Genomic DNA, 20,406 nt, shown 5'->3' with positions numbered 1-20,406 from the left:
GGTTTCCTGCTTCACCGCCGATTGCCCGCCGAGGAGGTCTCCTCTTGAGGTCTTACATCAGCTCCACAGGCGTTTCACCTCTCGGCCGGCCCGGCCGCGAGGATGTTCCTGGCCGCGTTCACGTCCCGATCATGGGATGCGCCGCAGGCGCACACCCACTCCCGGACGTTCAACGGCATCCAGTCTTGCAAGGTCCCGCAGGCCGAGCACAGCTTGGAGGAGGGGAACCAGCGGTCGATCACGACCAGTTCCCGCCCGTACCAGGCCGTCTTGTACTCCAGCATGCTCCGCAGCTCCCGCCAGGACGCATCCGAGATGGCGCGGGCCAGCCGGTGGTTCTTGACCATGTTGCGCACGGTGAGGTCTTCGATCACGACCGTTTGGTTCTCACGGACGAGTCGAGTCGACAGCTTGTGCAGCTGGTCGCGGCGGCGGTCGGCGATCCGCGCATACACGCGGGCCACCTTCACCCTGGCCTTGGCCCGGTTGGCCGAGCCCGTCTCCTTCCGAGCGAGCCCTCGCTGGGCCTTGGCCAGCTTGCGCCGGTCGGCCCGCTCATGCCGAGGGTTGACGATCTTCTCTCCGGTGGACAGCGTCACCAGCGCGGTGATGCCCGCGTCCAGCCCGACCGACTGTGCCACGGGATCGAGCGGCCGGATCGAGTCCTCGCAGAAGATGGACACGAACCAGCGGCCCGCCGCGTCCTTCGACACCGTCACCGTGGACGGCCGCGCGCCCTCCGGCATGGGGCGCGACCACACGATGTTCAGCGGGGCGTTCATCTTGGCCAGGGTGAGCTGACCGTCCCGCCAGGTCAAGGCGGAGCGGGTGTACTCCGCCGACAGCCGCGACTTCTTACGGGACTTGAAGGCGGGGTACTTGGCGCGTTTGGCGAAGAAGTTCGCGAACGCCGCCTGAAGATGCCGCAGCGGGACCGAGGACACCTCGGCGAGGAAGCCCAAATCCTCGGTGCGTTTCCACTGCGTCAGCACGGCCGAGTCCTGCTCGTAGGAGACCCGGCGGCCTTCCAGCGTGTAGACGCGGGTGCGCTCCTCCAACGCCCTGTTGTAGACGAGCCGGACGCAGCCGAACGTCCGGACAAGCTCTCTGGCCTGTTCGGGGGTCGGGTAGAAGCGGTACTTGAACGCCCGCTTCATGATCTGCGCCACATCGCACAGCCTAGCGACAGATCGGCATTCCTCGCTTGTGTGTTCGATCCAGAACCTGTGGCCCCAGGCCGCGTTTCATCCTCACGGATGAACCCGAGCGTCTTCACACTTCAGGAGTTTCGATGAGGCTGCCATGGGCGCGCGCCGTGTTCTGGCTCTACGCCGCCACTCTCATGCTGCCGCTGCTGTGGATGTTCGGCATGTCCATCAGACCCAACGAGGACATTCTCGGCAGTTTCTCGCTCATTCCGCAGAGAGTGACGCTGGAGAACTACGAGACGTTCTTCACCGACTCGGTGTGGTATTCGAGTTATCTCAACTCGATCCTCTACACCTCCATGAACGCGGTCATGTCGCTGGTCGTGGCGTTGCCCGCGGCGTACGCCTTCTCGCGTTTCAGATTCGCCGGTGACAAACACCTGTTCTTCTGGCTGCTGACGAACAGAATGGCGCCGCCCGCCGTTTTCCTGCTGCCGTTCTTCCAGATCTACCAGAGCGTGGGACTGTTCGACACGCATCTCGGCGTCGCCATCGCGCACATGCTTTTCAACGTGCCGCTGGCGGTATGGATCCTCGAAGGATTCATGTCGGGGATTCCGCGCGAGATCGACGAGACGGCGGCCATCGACGGCTATTCGCTGCAGCGTTTCTTCGTCCGCATCTTCCTGCCGATGATCCGCTCGGCGATCGGCGTCACCGCCTTCTTCTGCTTCATGTTCAGCTGGGTCGAGTTGCTCATCGCCAGGACCATCACCTCGGTCGACGCCAAGCCCATCGCCGCGACGATGACGCGGACGGTGAGCGCGGCGGGTGTCGACTGGGGACTGCTGGCGGCGGCGGGCGTGCTGACGATCATCCCTGGGGCGATCGTCATCTGGTTCGTGCGGAACTACATCGCCAAGGGCTTCTCCATGGGGAGGGTCTGACCGTGCTCGAGTGGATGGTGTGGACCCCGCCCACGGCCCTGGTGTTCGCCGGGCTCGGCCTGCTGCTGTGCGGGATGGCGGTGTGGGCGTGGATCTCGCCGCCCGTGGCGCGCCGCGGCTTCCTGCGCATCGAGACCGACAGAGGCGACCGGCTGTACATCGGGCTGATCAGCGCGGCCGTGGTGCTGGCCGGGTGGATCGCCGTCACCGACCTGTCCATGTGGCTGGCACTGGGATGCGCGCTGCTGGTGGCGCTGGTCATCGGCGTATGGGGATGAAGGAGGGACGATGTCGTCGACGCTCAACCGGGTGGGTGCCGTACTCATCCTGCTGGTGGCGGGCTGCAGCGCCGGTGGGGGAGGTGGGAGCGCGAGCGACTTCAGGGAGGAGGACGGCAGGGCCGCGGCCCGCCGGTGGGTGAGCGAGGAGTTCACCCCCAGCACGCTCTCCCGCGACCAGCAGCTGGCCGAGATGGACTGGTTCATCAAGGCGGCCGCGCCGTACAGGGGCATGGAGATCAATGTCGTCTCCGAGACGATCACCACCCACGAGTACGAGTCGCAGAAGCTCGCCAAGGCCTTCAGCGAGATCACCGGGATCAGGCTCAAGCACGACCTGATCCAGGAGGGCGACGTCGTCGAGAAGCTCCAGACCCAGATCCAGGGCAACCAGAACATCTACGACGCCTACGTCAACGACTCCGACCTCATCGGCACCCACTCGCGCGGCGACTACGTCTTCCCGCTGTCGGACTACATGGCGGGAGAGGGCAAGGCCGTCACCTCTCCCACGCTCGACCTGCAGGACTTCATCGGGATCAGTTTCACCACCGGGCCGGACAAGAAGCTTTACCAGCTGCCCGACCAGCAGTTCGCCAACCTCTACTGGTTCCGCTACGACTGGTTCACCGATGAGAAGATCAAGAAGCAGTTCAAGGACGCCTACGGCTACGACCTCGGCGTCCCCGTCAACTGGGCCGCCTACGAGGACATCGCCGACTTCTTCACCAACAAGGTGAACGGCGACGGCACCATCGACGGCAAGAAGGTCTACGGCCACATGGACTACGGCAGGAAGGACCCGTCGCTCGGCTGGCGCTTCACCGACTCGTGGCTGTCCATGGCGGGCAACGGCGACCCCGGCATCCCCAACGGGCTGCCGGTGGACGACTGGGGCATCAGGGTGGAGAACTGCAGGCCCGTCGGCTCGTCGGTGAGCCGCGGCGGCGACACCAACGGTCCCGCGGCCGTCTACGCGCTGAACAAGTACGTGGACTGGCTGAAGAAGTACGCGCCGAAGGAGGCGGCGGGCATGAACTTCAGCGAGTCGGGCCCCGTGCCCGCGCAGGGCGCCGTCGCGCAGCAGGTCTTCTGGTACACCGCGTTCACCGCCGACCTGACCAAGCCGGGATTGCCCGTCGTCAACGCCGACGGGACGCCGAAGTGGCGGATGGCGCCCAGCCCGCACGGCGCCTACTGGAAGGAGGGCAACAAGCTGGGCTACCAGGACGCCGGCTCGTGGACCCTGCTGAAGAACACCCCCCAGGAACGGCGGGCGGCGGCGTGGTTGTACGCCCAGTTCGTCACCTCCAAGACGGTCTCGCTGAAGAAGTCCATCACCGGCCTCACCTTCATCCGCGACTCCGACATCAGGAGCGACTTCTTCACCGACAACGCCGCCAAGTACGGCGGGCTGATCGAGTTCTACCGCTCGCCCGCCCGCAAGCAGTGGACGCCGACGGGCACGAACGTTCCCGACTACCCGAAGCTGGCCCAGCTGTGGTGGCAGAACGTGGCCACCGCCGTCACGGGCGAGACGACCGCCCAGCAGTCCATGGACAACCTGGCCAAGCAGCAGGACGAGATCCTCTCGCGGCTGGAGCGGCGAGGCTACGGCGGCGCCTGCGCGCCGAAGCTGAACCAGGAGAGGGACGCCCAGTACTGGCTCGACCAGCCGGGCGCGCCCGCGCCGAAGCTCGCCGACGAGCGGGGCAAGCCGGAGACGCTCGACTACGACAAGCTGCTCGCCCAGTGGAAGGACGCCGACTGACACGCGGTCAGGGGCCGTGCGGCGCCGTCCCGCCGGAGAGGATCGCCGGTGGGACGGGCCGCTTCGGCGGCTGGATCAGGCGGGGTCCCGAGGGAGACCGTCACGGTGCGAGCGGCCGTCCGGCGGCAGAGTGGCCGACAGGGCCGGCCAGGACCTGTCAGTCCGCGGCCGCCATGCCCCATCGTCCCGCGCCGAGCAGGTGGAGACGGTGGGTGTGGAAGGCCGCCAGCGTGTTGCGATGGCCGACGCTGACGAGCATGCACTGGGGCAGGCGCTCGCGGATCAGCCTGTACAGCGCGTACTCGAGACCTTCGTCGACCGCGGAGGTCGCCTCGTCGAGGAAGGCCAGCCTGGGCCGGTACAGCAGGATCCTGGCGAACCCGAGGCGCTGCTGCTCGCCGGGGGACAGGGTGCGGGACCAGGGGGCCTCGTCGTCGATCTGATCCTCCAGGTGCCCGAGCTGCACCGAGCGCAGCACCTCGCGCGCCCGATCGTCCTCGACCCGGTGCGCCGGGCCCGGGTAGGCCAGCGCGGCGCGCAGGCTTCCCAGGGGCAGGTACGGCTGCTGTGACAGGAAGAGCGTATGGGCACTCGCAGGGCGGCGGACGGTGCCATGGGCGTGCGGCCACAGACTGGCCAGGCTGCGCAGCAGCGTGGTCTTGCCGCTGCCCGAGGCTCCCCTGACCAGCAACGCCTGTCCCGGGCCCATGCTCAGCGTCAGCCCGTCGATCAGCGGTCGCCTGTCGGGACGCCATACCCTCAGGTCCTCGATCTCCAGCGCGTCGGGACGGTGCGTGAAGGCCGGCGACGCCAGGTCGCGCGAGTCGCTGTTCGCGTCCATCAGCGCCGTCAGCCGGTTCAGCGTCGCCCGGTAGTTGGCGAAGGAGTCGTAGGAGTTCCTGAAGAAGGACAGCGAGTCGTGCACCTGGGTGAAGGCGTCGGAGGTCTGGGTGATGTCGCCGAGTGAGATCGTCCCGCTGAGGAAGCGCGGCACCTGGACGATGATCGGGAACAGCACCGAGACCTGGGTGACCGTGTCGTTGAACACCTGCAGTCTCAGGGACCGCTTGGTGATCGCCCACGTGTTCCTGATGACGGACGAGAACCTGGCCGCCAGCGCCGAGCGCTCGACGTCCTCGCCGCCGTAGAACGCGATGTTCTCGGAGTTGTCCCGCAGGCGTATCAGGGCGTAGCGGAAGGAGGCGGACAGCCCCTCCTGCCGGAAGTTCAGGTGGATCAGCGGGCGGCCGATCCTGAAGGCGAGAAGCGACGCCACGATCACATAGGCGTAGGCGAGCAGGACCATCGCCCGCGGCACCTCATGTCCGAGGACGGACATCGGTCCCGACAGCCCCCACAGGATGGCGGTGAACGACACCAGCCTCAAGGCGGCGCCGATCGCCCCGAACGACAGCTCGTAGGAGTCCTCGACGAACTCCGTGACGTCCTCTTGGATGCGCTGATCCGGGTTGTCGACCGGCGCGCTCACGAACTGGCCCCGATGATAGGCGTGGCCGTGCAGCCAGTCGGTGACCATGCGGTCGTTGAGCCAGGTCCGCCAGTGGATGAACAGCCGCTGGCTGATGAGATACCCGAGCTGGGTGCTGAAGACGGAAAGGGCCGCGACGGCCACGCAGACGACGATGTAGAACCAGAAGGTCTCCGCGTCCAGTTCCTGCAGCGCCGTGAAGAGACTGTTCGTCGCATACGACATCAGCACCTCGAGGCGCACCGCGAGAACCGTCAGCCAGAGCAGCAGCAGGAGGGTCAGCAGCGGGCGCCAGCTGGTCCGGCTGCGCCCGGGCTTGAGATAGGGAAAGGCGAGCCGCCGGAACTGCCGCCCCCAGTGCGTGTACCGGGTCAGCAGCCAGACCGCCAGAGCGCCGACCACGACGGTGACGACGCAGGTCATCGCCGTCGAGGTGAGCGAAGTGAGCCATTCATGCTGCCAGTTCATGGCGCCGTTGGCGGATCGCGCCGATATTGTCAAGAAGTTTCATCCCTAAAATCCGATTTATTCCTGTTGCTGAGGATTTATAGGTCGGGCGGCTTGTCAGCCGCTTTCAGGCTGATAACCTGCGCGCTCGCCCAGCCGGCGCGGCCAGGGCAGCCGATGACGTGGGCGGGTCCGACAGGGGGTCAGGATCGCGCTACCCTGTCGGCTACCAGCGAGAAGTCGGGGGCGGAAGAGTGGTGCGAGCACCGGGAAGGCCGCGCAGCCAGGAGGTCGACGCGGCCATCCTCGCCGCCGCGCTCGACCTGCTCATCGAGTACGGCGCCAGCCAGACCAGCATCGAGCAGGTCGCCCAGCGGGCGGGCGTGACCAGGGCCACGGTCTACCGCAGGTTCGCCGACAAGACCGCCCTGCTCGTCCAGGCGATCGAGTCGGTCCACCGCGACCACGAGCCGGGCGCGATCGACTGGCCGGACGTCGACGCGATGCTGACCGACTGGGCGCGCTACCTGAGCGACCCGCGCAACCGAAGGATGCTGCGCCGCCTGTACGGCGCCGCCGACGACTACCCCGAGCTGCTCAAGGCCTACCGCGACCAGAACGGCCGGCGGCGGGCGGAGGCCGAGCACGCCACGCTGGCCGCCGCGCGCGACAGCGGGCAGCTGCCGCGCGACACCGATCTCGGCATCCTCCAGCAGGTGCTCAACGGCTCGATCCTGCAGCACCTGGGTTCGCGTCCCGACACCGACAGCATGGCCGACATCAAGGCCTACCTCGACGCGGTGCTCAGGCAGGTGGGCTACCGGCCCTCCTCCTGAACCTCCCGCAGGACCCGCTGGGCGACGGCGAAGGCGGCGTTGGCCGCGGGCACGCCGCAGTAGACGGCGCTCTGCAGCAGCACCTCGCCGATCTCGTCGGGTGTCAGCCCGTTGCGCAGCGCCCCGCGCACGTGCAGCGCCAGCTCCTCGGTGTGCCCGCGGGCCACGAGGGCGGTGAGCGTGACGCAGCTGCGGGTCCGCAGGTCGAGCCCCGGTCTGGTCCAGATCTCGCCCCACGCGTAGCGGGTGATGAGGTCCTGGAAGTCGCGGGTGAAGGGGGTGGTGCGGGCGACCGCCCGATCGACGTGCTCATCGCCGAGCACGGCTCGCCGCACCTCCATCCCTGTGGCCCTGCCGAGGTGAGTGTCGAGGGCGGCGGTGACCGGCTCGGGCCTGTCGACGTTGGCGAGGTGGGCGGCGCGCGGCAGCTCGACGAGCGTCGCGTCGGGCAGACCGTCGGCCAGCTCCCGCGCGTGGGCCGGCGGGGTCGCGGGATCGGCGCGTCCGGCGATGACCAGGGCGGGCGCGCCGATCTTCGGCAGGCCTGCCCGCAGGTCGTAGCCGGCCAGCGCGTCGCAGCAGGCCGCGTACGACTCAGGATCGGCCGCGGCCAGGTCGTCGAGGAGAGCGGGGACCGGCTCGCCCGCGAACCAACGGGCCGCCGTGGCCTCCAGCAGGGGAGCGGTGCCGCGCGTCCTGACCAGGGCGGCCCTTTCCCGCCAGCCCTCGGGCTCGCCGAACCTGGCCGAGGAGCAGACGAGCGTCAGCGTCCTGATCCTGCCGGGGTGGTGGAGGGCGAGGTGGGCGCCGACCGCGCCGCCGAGCGAGATGCCCGCGTAGTGGAAGCGGTCCCACCCGTGGTGGTCGGCCAGCCGAAGGACGAGCTCGGCGAGGTCCGCGATGCCGGTCACAGAAGCCGGCGCGGACCCGCCGTGACCCGGCAGGTCGTAGCGCAGCACCCGGTGGCGGCGAGCGAGGGCGGCCACCTGAGGCTCCCACACGCGCAGCGACGTGCCGAGCGAGGGTCCGAGGATGATCGGCCGGCCGCCGACGGGGCCGTCGAGCAGGTGGTACGGGAGTGTCACGGGGTCTCCATCGCGGTACGGCGCAGCGCCCTGTCGACGAGCGCGGGCGCCGCGCCCAGATAGTCCGTCGGGTCGAGCAGGCCGGGATCGGCCACCTGCCGCAGGTCCTTGCTCTCGGCCGCTTCCCTGCCCATGACGGCGGCGACGCGTTCGGAGACGATCAGCCCGCCTGTCGCGTCGAGGTCGGCGCGCATGCGCTCCGGATGAACGCGCAGCCCCTCGGCCAGGTCGGCCGCGTCCCGGGCGGCCCCGCCGACGACTCTCAGCAGCTCGCGCAGCGGCTGCCACTCGGCGTGCCAGGCGCCCGAGGGCCGTTCGTCCTCGGCGGCGAGCGAGCCGTACAGGACGGCGGCCAGCGGCGGCGCCTGGCGGGCCGCGGCGGCGACCCAGGTGGCGCGCACGGGGTTGCTCTTGTGCGGCATCGCCGACGAGCCGCCGCCCGTCCCCTCCGACACCTCGCCGATCTCGGTGCGCGACAGGACCAGCACGTCGGCGGCGAGCTTGCCGAGCGCGCCCGCGGTGAAGGCGAGCGCACCGGCCAGGTCGGCGACCGGCGTGCGCAGCACGTGCCACGGCAGCTCGGGCTCGGCCAGCCCCACCTCCCTCGCGAAGGCCCCGGCCAGCGTGATCCCCACATCGGGCGCGGGCGGCGAGGAGGGGGACAGCCTGAGAGCGTGGGCATGGAAGGCGGCCAGCGTGCCCGCCGCGCCGCCGAGCTGGGCGGGCAGGGCGGCGCGCACGGTGCCGAGGCGGTCGAGGGCGTCCAGGGCCAGTGCCCGCCATCCCGCGGCCTTCAGCCCGAACGTCGTCGGCACCGCGTGCTGGGTCAGCGTGCGGCCCGGCATCGGCGTGGCGCGATGCTCGGCGGCCAGCGCGGCGAGGGCCGCGGCCGTACGGGCGAGATCGGCGAGCACGGGCGCCAGCGCGCGGCGTGCGACGAGCATCAGCGCGGTGTCCATGACGTCCTGGCTGGTCGCGCCGAGGTGCACGTAGGGAGCGGCCTCCTCGCCGGCGGCCGCTCGCAGATCGGCGACCAGGGGGATCACCGGGTTGCCGCCCTCGCGGGCGCGCAGGACGAGCGAGGCCAGGTCGAAGCGGTCGGCGCGGGCCGCCTCCGTCACCACCCGCGCCACGCCGGAGGGGACCGCGGGCAGGACCGCCGCCCAGGCGCGGGCCAGCGCGGCCTCGGAGTCCAGCAGCGCCTGCAGGATCGCCGCGTCGCCCGTCGCCGCCTCGGCGGCCGACCCCGCGCGCCCCGCCGACAGCAGCCCCAGGTCAGCCGAAGTCAAGGAACACCGTCTCCCGCTCACCCTGCAGGCGCACGTCGAACACGTACACCCCGTCGCGCTCCTCCCGCGCCAGCAGCGTCGCCCTCCGCTCGGGACTCAGCCCGGCCAGCAGCCGGTCCGTCTCGTCCGGGCGCAGGTAGGCGCGGGTGTACAGGTGGTGGCCCAGCCCCCGCGCGAAGACGCACACCGAGATGTACGGCAGGCCCGGCACGAGCGTGCGCAGCATCCAGTGGCCGTCGGCGTCGGTGGCGACCCTGCCGAACCCGGTGAAGTCGAGCCCGTGCCTGCCGATGATCTCGCCGGTGACGGGGTCGCGGCGCAGCGAGCCCGGCGCGCCGCTCAGTCCCCCCGCCGGATCGGCCTGCCAGAACTCCAGCAGCGCGTCGGGCACGGGCTCGCCCGCGCCGTCGTACACGTGACCGTGGACGACGATGCCGCCGGTCGCGATGTCACCGCCGCCCGCGAACGGCAGCGCGTAGCCGTAGAAGGGACCGACGGTCTGCGAGGGCGTGGGCTGCGTCATGACTCCGTCCAGGTGGCGGAGGGGCCGTCCAGCACGATGTCCCACCGGTAGCCGAGCGACCACTCGGGCACCGACAGGTCGTGGTCGTAGGCGGCGATGAGCCGCCCGCGGGCCCGCTCGTCCAGCACCGAGTTGAAGATCGGGTCGTAGGGGAACAGCGGATCGCCTGGAAAGTACATCTGTGTGATCAGCCGCTGGGCGAAGGCCGTGCCGAACAGCGAGAAGTGGATGTGCGCGGGCCGCCAGGCGTTCAGGTGGTTGCGCCACGGATAGGCGCCGGGCTTGATCGTGGTGAAGGCGTAACGGCCCTCGTCGTCGGTCAGGCAGCGGCCCACCCCCGTGAAGTTGGGGTCGAGCGGGGCCGGATGGTCGTCACGCTGGTGGGCGTACCTGCCCGAGGCGTTGGCCTGCCACACCTCGACGAGCTGGCCGCGGACGGGACGGCCCGACCTGTCCAGCACCCGCCCCGTGATGGTGATGCGCTCGCCGAGCGGCTCGCCATGGTGCCGGCGGGTCAGGTCGGCGTCCAGAGCCGTCACGTCCGTCACGCCGAAGACGGGACCCGTCAGCTCGGCGGCGTCGGGGTCGTCGAGCACGACCAGCGGCCGGTGGGGGTGGCGCAGGGCGCTGCTGCGGTAGGGGGCGAAGTCGCGCGCCGAGTGATGCCGCACGACGCCCTCTTTGAGATAGGCCTCGTGCAGGTCGGCGATCTCCGCGGAGATCCGCTCTTGCGTCATGGGGGCTCCTCAGCGTTCCAGAACGACGGCCAGGCCCTGGCCGACACCGATGCACAGCGCCGCGACACCGAGGCCGGTGCCCCGGGCGGCCAGCTGGTGCGCGATCGCGCCGGTGATCCGCGCGCCCGAGGCGCCCAGCGGGTGCCCGACAGCGATGGCGCCGCCCCGCGGGTTGACGATCTCGGGATCCAGCTCGGGCAGCTCGGCCAGGCAACCGAGCACCTGCGCGGCGAACGCCTCGTTCAGCTCGACGACGGACGGCTCGCGGCCCCGCAGCGCCTTCCTGATCGCCTCGACCGGCCCCAGGCCGAAGTACTGCGGCTCGACGGCGCTGACCGCGCTCGCGGTGATCCTCGCCAGCGGCTCGCGCCCGGAGCGCGCCAGCCCCTCCTCGTCGCACAGCAGCAGAGCGGCCGCTCCGTCGTTGAGGGGCGAGGAGTTGCCCGCCGTGACCGTGCCGCCCGGCCTGAAGGCGGGCTTCAACCTGGCCAGCGCCTCCATCGAGGTGTCGTCGCGGATCGACTCGTCCCGCGTCACCTCGCCGACCGGGACGATCTCGCCGCTGAAGTCGGCCTTGGCCGCCTTCGCGTGGCTGGCCAGGGCGTAGGCGTCCTGCGCCGCCCTGCCGATACCGTGCTTGTCGGCGATCAGCTCGGCGCCCTCGCCGAGCGGGACCGTCCATTCGGGCGCCATGAGCGGGTTGACCAGCCGCCAGCCGAGCGTGGTGGAGACCAGCTCCTGGTTGCCGGCGGGGAAGGCGCGCGACGGCTTCGGCAGCACCCAGGGGGCGCGGCTCATCGACTCGACCCCGCCCGCGACCACCACGGACGCCTCGCCGAGCGCGATGGCGCGATACGCCTGGATCACCGCCTCCATGCCCGAGCCGCACAGCCGGTTCACCGTCACGCCCGGCACGCTGACCGGCAGGCCCGCCAGCAGGACGGCCATGCGGGCCACGTTGCGGTTGTCCTCTCCCGCGCCGTTGGCGTTGCCGAACACGACGTCGGCGATCGCGGCGGGGTCGAGGGCGGGGGAGCGGGCGAGCAGCTCCCTGACGACGTGCGCCGCCAGGTCGTCGGGGCGGACGCCTGACAGCGCGCCGCCGTACCTGCCGATGGGCGTGCGGATCGCGTCCACGACGTAGACCTCGTTCACAGCCTCGACGCTAGGCCGCACGCCCCTCCACCGCACGCACCGGCTTCCGGTGAGTGGAAGATGTCGTGCGCCCCCGCGCCTAGATCACGAACTTCTCGGGACGCGGGGCGCCCAGCAGGAAGCGGTCCGCGGACAGAGGTGTGAGATCGAGGGTGGGCTCCTGCTTCAGCGCCAGCTGGGCGAGGTGCTCGCCGACGGCGGGGGACTGCTGGAAGCCGTGACCGGAGAACCCGGTGGCGTAGTAGAGGCCCTCGACGGGGGCCGCGCCGATCATCGCGTTGTGGTCGGGGCTCATGTCGTAGTAGCCCCACCACGACGACTCGATCGGGAGGTCGGCGAGCACGGGCAGCCGCCTGACGGCCGGCTCGCTCAGGTCTTCGAGGTCCCGCTCGCGCCCGCCGAACAGCAGGCCCGTGCCTTCCCGGTGGAAGTAGAAGCCCGAGGCGAAGTCCACGGTGAGCGGCGCGGTCGCCGGGACGCCCCCGTCGCCGCCGCTGTAGTGAACGGCGCGCGCCTGCCCGTGCACGGGCAGCTCGAAGCCCGCCGACCGCGCGAGCCCTGCCGAGTCGACCCCCGCGGCGCACACCACCGCCCGGCTGGCGATGGGCCCCTCCTCGGTGTCCACGCCCACCACCCGGTCGCGGTGGACCCTGATCCCGGTGACCCTGCATCCCACCCGCACGGCGGCGCCACCCCGCCGCGCGGACGCCGCGTAGCCCTGCACCACGGCCTCAGGGGTGGCATACCCCTCGATCGGGCAGAACGTCGCCCCTGCCAGGCCGGCGGTCTCCACCTGGGGAACCATGCTCCTGACAGTGTCGAGGCCGACCACCTCGCTGGGGATGCCGAGGGCCTGCTGAGCCGTCACCGCACGCTTGAAGGAGTCCAACTCCTCGTCGGACGACAGCAGGAACAGGTAACCGACCTGCTTGAAGCCGATCGGCACGCCGGTGAGCTCCTCGAAGTGGAGGAACTCGGGCAGCGAGCGCTGGACGATGCGGGCGTTGAGCTCGTCGGCGTGCTGCAGCCGGATCCCGCCGGCCGCCTTGCTCGTCGCCCCCGCGCCCAGGGTGTCGGCCTCCAGCAGGACGACGTCCGCGCATCCCCTCGCGGCCAGGTGGTGCGCCGTGCTCGTCCCGACGCAACCACCACCGATGATCACAACCTCTGCGCTCCTCATACGCCCACGGTGTCAGACCCGGGCGGGCCTCAGCCTTTCCGCAGCCCTTCGACGACCGTGACCGCCTGATCCAGTAGCTCGGCGGGGCAGCCCCAGTAGTCGTAGACGCCGCCACGGGCCCTGTTGCTCCCGCAGATGACGAACACCCCCGTCCCCAGGCTCGCTTTGAGATGGGTGGCGAGCCAGCCGACGAACCCGCTGTTGTCCAGCTCGGCGGGGAAGTGGAAGGAGAAGATCCCGAACCGTTCGACGCCTTCGCCGGCGCCGGAGAGGGGGACCAGGCGGCTCCAGCTGTCCTCGTCGCGGACCACGGCCAGCGTGTCGCCGGTGAGCGCGGGCGGTCGGTCGGCGGGCGACTCCTCGAAGAACCAGACGCCGTCGTGCACGACGAGCTCGGCCCTGGCGATGACCCGGCGCAGGCGTTCCTCGGTCTGCTCGGGGGTCTCCATGCTGACACTGACCATCGGTGGTGTCTCCTCCATGGTTCGGCGCGGTCACGCCGCGCTCGCCGGGACGGTCCGGCGGACGTTCGGTCCTCTGCGTCAAGGCGCGGGCCGCTTCCCTTGTTCCGCCCACGCCCCCGGCGAGATGCCGGTCGGCGCGCAGCATGCGATCACCAGGTGAGTCCTGGGCTCGGGGACCTCACGGGCGGGCGATCCCCGCCAGCAGCTCCAGCTGCTCGAACTGGGCGTCGAGCGTCGGGGCCGCGATGCGGCAGACCAGGTGCCCGGCGCCCGCCGCCACGTAGCCGGCCAGCGTGGCCGTCACCTGCTCGGCCGGGCCCGCGACCAGGACCTGGATCGTCCGCACCGTCTCGTACGGCAGGCCGTAGGTGGCCCTGCAGTAGGCGTCGAGCTCCTTCTCGCCCCGTTCGGCGTCGTCGATGACCAGCACCGTGACGAACAGCGCGGGCGTGACCGCCTCCTCGGGCCGCCCCGCGGCCGCGGCGGCCCGCCGTACCCCCTCGAGACCAGTGCGGTAGTCGGCGGGGTCGGGCGGGTAGGGCAGCCACCCGTCGTAGAGCCTGCCCGTGCGCTCCAGCGCCGAGGGGCTCGCGCCGCCCAGCCAGATCGGCGGCCCGCCGGGCCGGAAGGACGGCGTCGACTCCGGCAGGTCGTCGAAGCGCAGCACCTTGCCGTGGAAGGCCCGCTCGCCCGACCACAGCGCCCGCCACAGGGCGACGGTGTCGTCGAGCCGTCCGAAGCGCCGCTGCCAGGGCACCTCCGACACCGCGTACTCCACCTCCGACCGGCCGGGGAAGCCCGCGCCCACGGTGACGACCAGGCGTCCCGCGGACAGGTGGTCGATGGAGGCCAGCTCCTGGGCGGTCGTCACGGGGCGGCGGAAGGCCGGCAGGAGCGCCGCGGTGCCGAGCGTCACGCGCTCGGTGGCGGGTGCGAGGGCGGCGAGCATGGCCAGCGGCTCGATGCGCGCGCCGAGCAGGGTGTCGTTGGCCCACAGGGAGTCGAAGCCGAGCCGCTCGGCGCGGACGCCGAAGTCGACCAGCCGGCGTGCGTCGTTCCACTGGCTCTGGTTGGTGGGGAGAAGGACTCCCAGTCGCGTGTTCACAGGGAGGATCGTGCTCTCGCCAGGGAATGACGACAATTCCCTCAAGGGAATGGACACATCGCGCACACTGGGAACGTGGACTTCTCTCAGACCCTGCGCGCGACGCGCCAGCGCCGCCACCTCAGCCAGCTCGACCTCGCCCTGCGCGCGGGCACGACACAGCGCCACCTCAGCTTCATGGAGAGCGGCAGGTCCCGCCCCGGCAGGAGCATGGTCGTACGGCTGGGTGAGTCGATGGAGCTTCCGCTCAGAGAGCGCAACGACCTCCTGCTCGCGGCCGGCTACGCGCCCGTCTACCCGCAGACCCCGATAGACGACCCCAGCATGGAGCACGTGCGCACCGCGCTGAGCCATATCCTGACCGGGCACCTGCCCTATCCCGCGGTCGTCGTCGACGCCAGGCACGAGGTGGTGCTCGCCAACGACGCGCTGTCGCTGCTCACCGACGGCGTGGCCGACCACCTGCTGCGCCCGCCCGTCAACGTGCTGCGCCTGTCCCTGCATCCGGAGGGCCTGGCTCCGCGGATCGTCAACCTGGCCCAGTGGGCCCAGCACATCCTCGACCGCATCCCCCGCGACGAGCTCTACGCCGAGCTGACCGGCTACGTGCCGCACGTGCCGCCGGGTCCCGACCACGTGGGCTTCGCCGTGCCGATCCAGCTGCGCTCGCCACGCGGAGAGCTGCGGCTCACCACCACGATCACGACGTTCGCGACAGCGCTCGACGTGACCGTCGCGGAGCTCAAGCTGGAGGCGTTCCTGCCCGCGGACGCCGCCACGGCCGCGTTGCTGGCAGGGTGAGGCCTCGCTCAGCCGGGGACATGTAGTCGGTGGCGATGCGGCCGTCCTCGTCGAGCACGAGGACCTCCAGGCCGCCGCCCACCGCGTCGCCGTCGGCGACGGACACCGTCTCTCACCTGAAGGTGACGACGTCGCGCAGCCGGACGGCATCGCTCCGAGCCCTGAACGTGAACTCACCCGTCGCCACGAACCGCTCGTAGCTGCGGGCGACCCTGGTCTCGATCGCGTCGTATCCGCGCGCTTCGAGGGTGCTGGAGTCGAAGCCCAGCGCCGCGGCGACCTGCCTGATCTCCTGCGGAGGCTGGAGGACGTGCTCGCCGTCCTCGGCCCACAACTCCTGTACGGCCTTGCGGCGCGACTCGGGATCCGGCTCGATTCAGAGCGCGATGTAACGGTTCGCCAGATCCTGGACCTGCGTGTCGGTCACTGCTGCTCCTCGATGTCGTTGTTCCCCCGAATCCTGCGGAACGGCGGGAATCTGGACAATTCCCTGGAGGGAATGACGAACGCCGAGCCGTAGAGTGCGGCACCGGCTCATCCGGCGTTCACGGGTCGCCACGGCTCGGCCACCTTGTCGCCGTAGGAGACCTCCCTGGCGCCGACGAACCGGCCCAGCTCGGCGACCGCCCTGCCCACCGCGTTGACGGCCGCCTCGTCCGCGGCGATCTCCGCCTCGGGGAACACGCCCTCGACCTCAAGCACCCCTCTGCGCCGGTCCAGGCGCGGCACGAGCCTGCCGATCAGCCGCTCGCCGTGCAGGATCGGCAGGATGTAGTGGCCGTACTGCCGCTTGTCCTTGGGCACGTACATCTCCGTGCGGAACGCGAACCCCCACAGGCGTTCGGTCCGCTCCCTGTCGCAGATCAGGTTGTCGAACGGAGACAGCAGCGTGGTGCGCGGCTCCCAGGCCCGCTCCATCAGGCCGAGGACGTCGCGGTGCACGTACCACCGCTCGCTGCCGCCCTCCACCTCGGCGGGCAGGACGCGACCCGAGCGCTCCAGTCCGTCCAGCACCCCGGCGAGGTCCGGATACCGCGCACGGGTGAAGTGCCGCTCGATGTCGGCCGCCCTGGCCACGCCGAGCGCCCGCAGCGCGTGCTCGGCCGCCAGCGACACCGACTCCTCGGGCGGCAACGGCCTGCCGCCGACCCACTCAGGCAGCCAGCGCTCGGCCAGATCCCAGCGGCGCCGCCGCCCCTCCCTGCCCGCCACCATGATGTGGCCCTGGGTCCACAGGAAGTCCAGCATCCGCTCGACGTTGCGGCCGTTGGTCCAGCCTCGCGACTCCCATGCCACGACCGCGCGGTCCTCGAACCCTCCCACCGGCTGCGGCCCGTGCTCCCGCAACCTGTCCAGCACGTGCTGTCGCAGGCCGTCGTTCGCCTCCAGCCAGTCGCCGACCCGCCGGCCGTACGTCGACCGGCCCGCGGGGTAGCCGCGCATCATGACGTGATGGATCGGGTAGTCCTCGGCCAGCACGATCGACGCGGCGTGCGCCCAGTACTCGAACAGCCACCGCTCCCGCCACAGCAGGACGTCCAGGTCGGCGGGGTCGTAGTCGCCGACCCTGCTCCACAGCACCAGCAGGTGGCTGCGCGCCACCACGTTGACAGGGTCGAGCTGCAGGCAGCGCAGGGTCCGCAGGACGTGCCGCAGCCCCTCCAGATCGCCGCAGGGCCGGGGGCCGGCCAGATGCTGACAGCTCACGGCCAGACGCCGCGCGGACTCCATGCTCAGAACAAGGGGGAACGGCATGGCCCCGCACTATATCCGAAAACAAGTTCGATAGAGGCGGACCGATCGCGGGCGAGGGGCACGCCGAAGCACCACAGCCGGAGGTCGCCTCGTCCGCCGCGACTGACGCAGTGGCCTCAGAAGCCGAGCTGCCCGAAAGGACGCCCTTCCCCGATCGCCCTGATCGCCGCCTCGGGGTAGTCGACCGTGCCGGCGGGCAGCCGGTCGAGCGGATGCCACGCGAGCGCGTCGCACTTGCCCGGCTCGGCGTTGTACGGCTCGCCGTCCCACCGCTCGGCGCGGAAGAACAGCCCGACCCGGTCAGGGGCCCGATGCATGGCGTGGACGAAGGTCAGGTCGGCGGGGTCGATCGTCACGCCCACCTCCTCCCTGGCCTCCCTGACCGCGCCCTCGACCGCCGACTCGCCGGCTTCGAGGTGCCCCGAGGGCAGGTGCCACAGCCCGTCGGCGTACCCGGTGTTCGCCCTGCGCCCGAGCAGCACCCTCCCGTCGCGGACGAACAGCACGTGCACGTCCACGATCGCCTTGAACCTGGGCTTGCGCACCTGGTGCGGGGCGGTCGCGCCGCGCCCTCCCAGCGCCTGGGCCCACTTGACGGCCACCGCCGCGACCTGGATCAGCTCGGCGCGCAGCCGGTCGGGGTCGCTCTCGGCGAAGGCCTCCAGCACCTCCTCGTGCAGGATGTGCCGCCAGGTGACCCCTCCGGCCCGCCTGGCCGACTCCAGTTCGGCCTTCGCCCGGTCGGCGGCGGCCGTGCGCTCGGGGCCGGTGCCGTCGGCGGGGTCCTGAATGCCGAACAGCACATCCTGGGCCACGCGCTCGGCGGTCACGTCGGCCAGCACCTCGGCCAGCGAGCCCGGCCGGCCGTAGTCGCCGTCGGCCTGGCCGGCGCCGCCCAGCGGGAAGGACAGGTCAGGGCGCCACGCCGTGCCGTCATAGACCACGAGCGCGACCTCGCTCACGCGGGCGGCGAAGGGCAGCCCCGCGGCCAGGTCGGCCTCGATCAGGGGGTAGGCGTCGGCGGGCGCGCCGTCGGCGACCGTCAGGTGGGGGACGGCGTCCGGATACCGCCCGCCGTACGGCGGAGCCTCCGGCCAGCGCCGCCACACGGCCTCGGTGAGCTCGCGCAGCGGCCCCGACGGCTCGGGCGCGAGGTAGAGCACCCCGGGAAAGCGGCCGCTGGCGCGGAAGGTGACCTCGAACGGCTCGACGGCGGCGAACAGCCTGCTGAGCTCGGCCACCACCGCGGCGTCCACGCGGTCGCGGCGCAGGAACGGGTACAGGACGGTCACGTGCGCCGGCACGCCGTAGGCGGCGGAGGAGTCGTGGCGCTCGCGCCAGCGCCCGACGACGGGCTCGGCCGCGGGGACCTCGACCACCAGTGCCGTCAGCCCAGCCTCGTAGCGATCCACCCGATCATCCTTCCACTCAGGCGATCGTGTGACCGCCGTTGACGGCGATCCGCTCGCCGGTGACGAAGCCCGCCGACTCCGAGGCGAGGAAGGCGACCACGGCGGCGACGTCGTCAGGGGTGCCCACCCTGCGGGCGGGGGTGTCGGCGACGTAGCCGGCAAGCTCGTCGGCCGGCAGGTCGGCGTGGCGCTCGACGGGGATCCAGCCGGGCGCGACGAGGTTGACGGTGACGCCGTGCGGGCCGAGCTCGCGCGCCCACGAGCGGGTGAGCCCGAGCTGCGCCCCCTTGGCGGCCACATAGGCCGACATGCCGGGCAGAGCACGGTCGAAGGCGTCGGAGCCGATCTGGATGAACCTGCCGCGCCGCCTCGCCTTCATCGCCGGCAGCGCGGCCCGCAGCAGCAGCGTCGGGCTCTTGACGAAGAACAGCAGCTGGTCGAGGTGGGCCTGCCAGGTGAGGTCCTCGACCGGCACGATCGGCTGCGGTCCCGTGGCGTTGGCGACCACGACCTCGGCGGGGCCCAGCGTGTCGCCGACCCGTGCGAGGAGATCCGCGACCGACGCCTCGTCGGTGACGTCGGCGGCGAACGCCTCCGCGACGCCGCCCGCCTCGCGGATCTCCCGGACGACGGCTCCGGCCCGCTCGGCATCCGAACGGTAGTTGACGGCGACCGCCCAGCCTTCGGCGGCAAGCCGCCGTGCGATGGTGGCGCCGAGTCCGCGGGAAGCTCCGGTGACAAGCGCGACAGATGGAGTGTTCGGCACGGGCAAGAGCTAACCATGTCCCCTCCGGCGCTCGGATACCCTGGGGGCCGATGAACGAGCTCGACCTGACCCGCTTCCCCGAGAATCCCCGCGAACAGCTGCGCGCGTGGGACGCCGCCGACGAGTACCTGCTGCGGCACCTCGGCGGCGATCTCCACGGCAACGTGGTGGTGGTCGGCGACAGGTGGGGCGCGCTGGTCACCGCGCTGGCCGCCCACCGTCCCACCCAGATCACCGACTCCTACCTCACCCAGGAAGCCACCAGGGCGAACCTCAAGCGCAACGGGATCGGCCCCGACCAGGTGCGCCTGCTGTCCACCAGGGACACCCCTCCCGACCGGGTCGACGTGCTGCTGGTCAGGGTGCCCAAGAGCCTCGCCCTCCTGGAGGACCAGCTGCACCGCCTGGCGCCCGCCGTGCGCGAGGACACGGTCGTCGTCGGCGCGGGCATGGTCACCGAGATCCACACCTCGACGCTGCGGACCTTCGAGCGCGTCCTCGGACCCACGAGGACCTCGCTGGCCGAGCGGAAGGCCAGGCTCATCTTCTGCGCCCCCGACCCGGCGCTGCCCAGGACCGCCAGCCCGTGGCCGCTGACCTACGCGCTGCCCGACGACGTCGGTGACCTCTCGCGGCGTACCGTCACCAACCACGCCGGCATCTTCTGCGCCGACCGTCTCGACATCGGCACCAGGTTCCTGCTGCGCAACCTGCCGCAGAGCAGGGGGCCCGAGCGGATCGTCGACCTCGGCTGCGGCAACGGCGTGGTGGGGCTGGCGATGGCGCTGCGCAACCCCTCGGCGGAGGTGCTGTTCGTCGACGAGTCCTACCAGGCGCTCGCCTCCGCGGAGGCGACCTTCGCCGGCAACGCCTCATCCGCCGCCCGGTTCGTGATCGGCGACGCCCTGGCGGGCCTCGAACCGGGCTCGGCCGACCTGGTGGTCACGAACCCGCCCTTCCACAGCCACCGCGCGACCACTGACGGCACGGCGTGGCGGATGTTCACCGGATCCCGTACGGCACTGCGCCGCGGCGGCGAGCTGTGGGTGATCGGCAACCGGCACCTCGGCTACCACGTCAAGCTCCGCAGGGTGTTCGGCAACTGTGAGGTCGTGGCCGGCGACCCGAAGTTCGTCGTGCTGCGCTCGGTCAGGCGCTGAGCAGGCGGCCGGCCTGGATGTCCCGTCCTCCCGGTCGGCACGCAGCGACGTCGGCGCG

General features: G+C 71.2%; 20 protein-coding genes. 6 read left to right on the top strand and 14 right to left on the bottom strand.

Annotated elements, in window-relative coordinates; all coding sequences use genetic code 11:
- Positions 1-74: 74 nt before the first annotated feature.
- Complete coding sequence (locus tag AC3EO4_RS09730; RefSeq protein ID WP_431894936.1) at positions 75-1,169, bottom strand: RNA-guided endonuclease InsQ/TnpB family protein; 1,095 nt, start codon at positions 1,167-1,169, stop codon at positions 75-77.
- 122 nt (positions 1,170-1,291) lie between these two features.
- Here AC3EO4_RS09730 and AC3EO4_RS09725 point away from each other — a divergent pair, with 122 nt between their 5' ends.
- The 3 genes from AC3EO4_RS09725 to AC3EO4_RS09715 are packed head-to-tail and all read left to right on the top strand — an operon-like array spanning position 1,292 to position 4,144.
- On the top strand, positions 1,292-2,095 hold the full coding sequence (locus AC3EO4_RS09725) for a carbohydrate ABC transporter permease (protein ID WP_431894934.1): 804 nt from the start codon (positions 1,292-1,294) through the stop codon (positions 2,093-2,095).
- A 2-nt stretch (positions 2,096-2,097) separates the two neighbouring features.
- On the top strand, positions 2,098-2,373 hold the full coding sequence (locus AC3EO4_RS09720; RefSeq protein ID WP_379575050.1) for a DUF2160 domain-containing protein: 276 nt from the start codon (positions 2,098-2,100) through the stop codon (positions 2,371-2,373).
- 10 nt (positions 2,374-2,383) lie between these two features.
- The gene (locus tag AC3EO4_RS09715; protein WP_431894932.1) at positions 2,384-4,144 is read left to right on the top strand and encodes an ABC transporter substrate-binding protein; all 1,761 of its coding nucleotides are present in this window, start codon (positions 2,384-2,386) and stop codon (positions 4,142-4,144) included.
- 157 nt (positions 4,145-4,301) lie between these two features.
- On the opposite strand, the gene AC3EO4_RS09710 is transcribed toward AC3EO4_RS09715, so the two are convergent.
- Positions 4,302-6,101, bottom strand: a complete 1,800-nt coding sequence (locus AC3EO4_RS09710) for an ABC transporter ATP-binding protein/permease (protein WP_431894931.1) — start codon at positions 6,099-6,101, stop codon at positions 4,302-4,304.
- 236 nt (positions 6,102-6,337) lie between these two features.
- Here AC3EO4_RS09710 and AC3EO4_RS09705 point away from each other — a divergent pair, with 236 nt between their 5' ends.
- The gene (locus AC3EO4_RS09705; protein ID WP_379575053.1) at positions 6,338-6,916 is read left to right on the top strand and encodes a TetR/AcrR family transcriptional regulator; all 579 of its coding nucleotides are present in this window, start codon (positions 6,338-6,340) and stop codon (positions 6,914-6,916) included.
- Here AC3EO4_RS09705 and pcaDC read toward each other — a convergent pair.
- The 8 genes from pcaDC to AC3EO4_RS09665 form a co-directional block, all read right to left on the bottom strand.
- A complete protein-coding gene (gene pcaDC, locus AC3EO4_RS09700; RefSeq protein ID WP_431894929.1) occupies positions 6,898-8,001 on the bottom strand; it encodes a bifunctional 3-oxoadipate enol-lactonase/4-carboxymuconolactone decarboxylase PcaDC in 1,104 nt (367 codons plus the stop codon). The two genes, AC3EO4_RS09705 and pcaDC, sit on opposite strands and share 19 nt — an antisense overlap.
- Positions 7,998-9,290, bottom strand: coding sequence for a 3-carboxy-cis,cis-muconate cycloisomerase (pcaB, locus tag AC3EO4_RS09695; protein ID WP_379575055.1), 1,293 nt, complete (start codon positions 9,288-9,290; stop codon positions 7,998-8,000). Before pcaB ends, pcaDC begins: the two co-directional genes overlap by 4 nt.
- The gene (pcaG, locus tag AC3EO4_RS09690) at positions 9,277-9,813 is read right to left on the bottom strand and encodes a protocatechuate 3,4-dioxygenase subunit alpha (RefSeq protein WP_379575056.1); all 537 of its coding nucleotides are present in this window, start codon (positions 9,811-9,813) and stop codon (positions 9,277-9,279) included. Before pcaG ends, pcaB begins: the two co-directional genes overlap by 14 nt.
- The gene (gene pcaH, locus AC3EO4_RS09685; RefSeq protein WP_379575057.1) at positions 9,810-10,550 is read right to left on the bottom strand and encodes a protocatechuate 3,4-dioxygenase subunit beta; all 741 of its coding nucleotides are present in this window, start codon (positions 10,548-10,550) and stop codon (positions 9,810-9,812) included. The genes pcaG and pcaH overlap by 4 nt, the downstream gene beginning before the upstream one ends.
- A gap of 9 nt (positions 10,551-10,559) precedes the next feature.
- Positions 10,560-11,705, bottom strand: a complete 1,146-nt coding sequence (locus AC3EO4_RS09680) for a thiolase family protein (protein WP_379575058.1) — start codon at positions 11,703-11,705, stop codon at positions 10,560-10,562.
- A gap of 79 nt (positions 11,706-11,784) precedes the next feature.
- Complete coding sequence (locus AC3EO4_RS09675; RefSeq protein ID WP_379575059.1) at positions 11,785-12,885, bottom strand: NAD(P)/FAD-dependent oxidoreductase; 1,101 nt, start codon at positions 12,883-12,885, stop codon at positions 11,785-11,787.
- 29 nt (positions 12,886-12,914) lie between these two features.
- Positions 12,915-13,349 carry a DUF6196 family protein gene (locus AC3EO4_RS09670; RefSeq protein WP_379575060.1) on the bottom strand — a complete coding sequence of 145 codons (435 nt, stop codon included), beginning with the start codon at positions 13,347-13,349 and terminating at the stop codon, positions 12,915-12,917.
- Between the two features lie 178 nt (positions 13,350-13,527).
- Positions 13,528-14,454, bottom strand: coding sequence for an LLM class flavin-dependent oxidoreductase (locus AC3EO4_RS09665; protein WP_379575061.1), 927 nt, complete (start codon positions 14,452-14,454; stop codon positions 13,528-13,530).
- 75 nt (positions 14,455-14,529) lie between these two features.
- Here AC3EO4_RS09665 and AC3EO4_RS09660 point away from each other — a divergent pair, with 75 nt between their 5' ends.
- Positions 14,530-15,255, top strand: a complete 726-nt coding sequence (locus AC3EO4_RS09660; protein WP_379575062.1) for a helix-turn-helix domain-containing protein — start codon at positions 14,530-14,532, stop codon at positions 15,253-15,255.
- Between the two features lie 112 nt (positions 15,256-15,367).
- On the opposite strand, the gene AC3EO4_RS09655 is transcribed toward AC3EO4_RS09660, so the two are convergent.
- The 4 genes from AC3EO4_RS09655 to AC3EO4_RS09640 form a co-directional block, all read right to left on the bottom strand.
- Positions 15,368-15,589: a hypothetical protein gene (locus AC3EO4_RS09655; RefSeq protein ID WP_379575063.1), complete on the bottom strand. Its 222-nt coding sequence runs from the start codon at positions 15,587-15,589 to the stop codon at positions 15,368-15,370.
- Between the two features lie 200 nt (positions 15,590-15,789).
- Positions 15,790-17,010, bottom strand: a complete 1,221-nt coding sequence (locus AC3EO4_RS09650) for a winged helix-turn-helix domain-containing protein (RefSeq protein WP_379575064.1) — start codon at positions 17,008-17,010, stop codon at positions 15,790-15,792.
- A gap of 116 nt (positions 17,011-17,126) precedes the next feature.
- Positions 17,127-18,422 (bottom strand): 2'-5' RNA ligase family protein, encoded by a 1,296-nt coding sequence (locus tag AC3EO4_RS09645; protein ID WP_379575065.1) that lies wholly within the window; start codon positions 18,420-18,422, stop codon positions 17,127-17,129.
- A 16-nt stretch (positions 18,423-18,438) separates the two neighbouring features.
- A complete protein-coding gene (locus AC3EO4_RS09640; protein ID WP_379575066.1) occupies positions 18,439-19,188 on the bottom strand; it encodes an SDR family NAD(P)-dependent oxidoreductase in 750 nt (249 codons plus the stop codon).
- Positions 19,189-19,238: 50 nt separating this feature from the next.
- Between AC3EO4_RS09640 and AC3EO4_RS09635 the strand changes: the two genes are divergently transcribed.
- Entirely contained in the window at positions 19,239-20,348 is a 1,110-nt protein-coding gene (locus tag AC3EO4_RS09635; protein WP_431894924.1) for a methyltransferase, read from the top strand.
- Positions 20,349-20,406: the final 58 nt, after the last annotated feature.

This window comes from Nonomuraea sp. bgisy101, from assembly GCF_057708945.1.
Note: the sequence above shows the minus strand (reverse complement) of the source record. Positions and strands in the feature narration are given on the sequence as shown.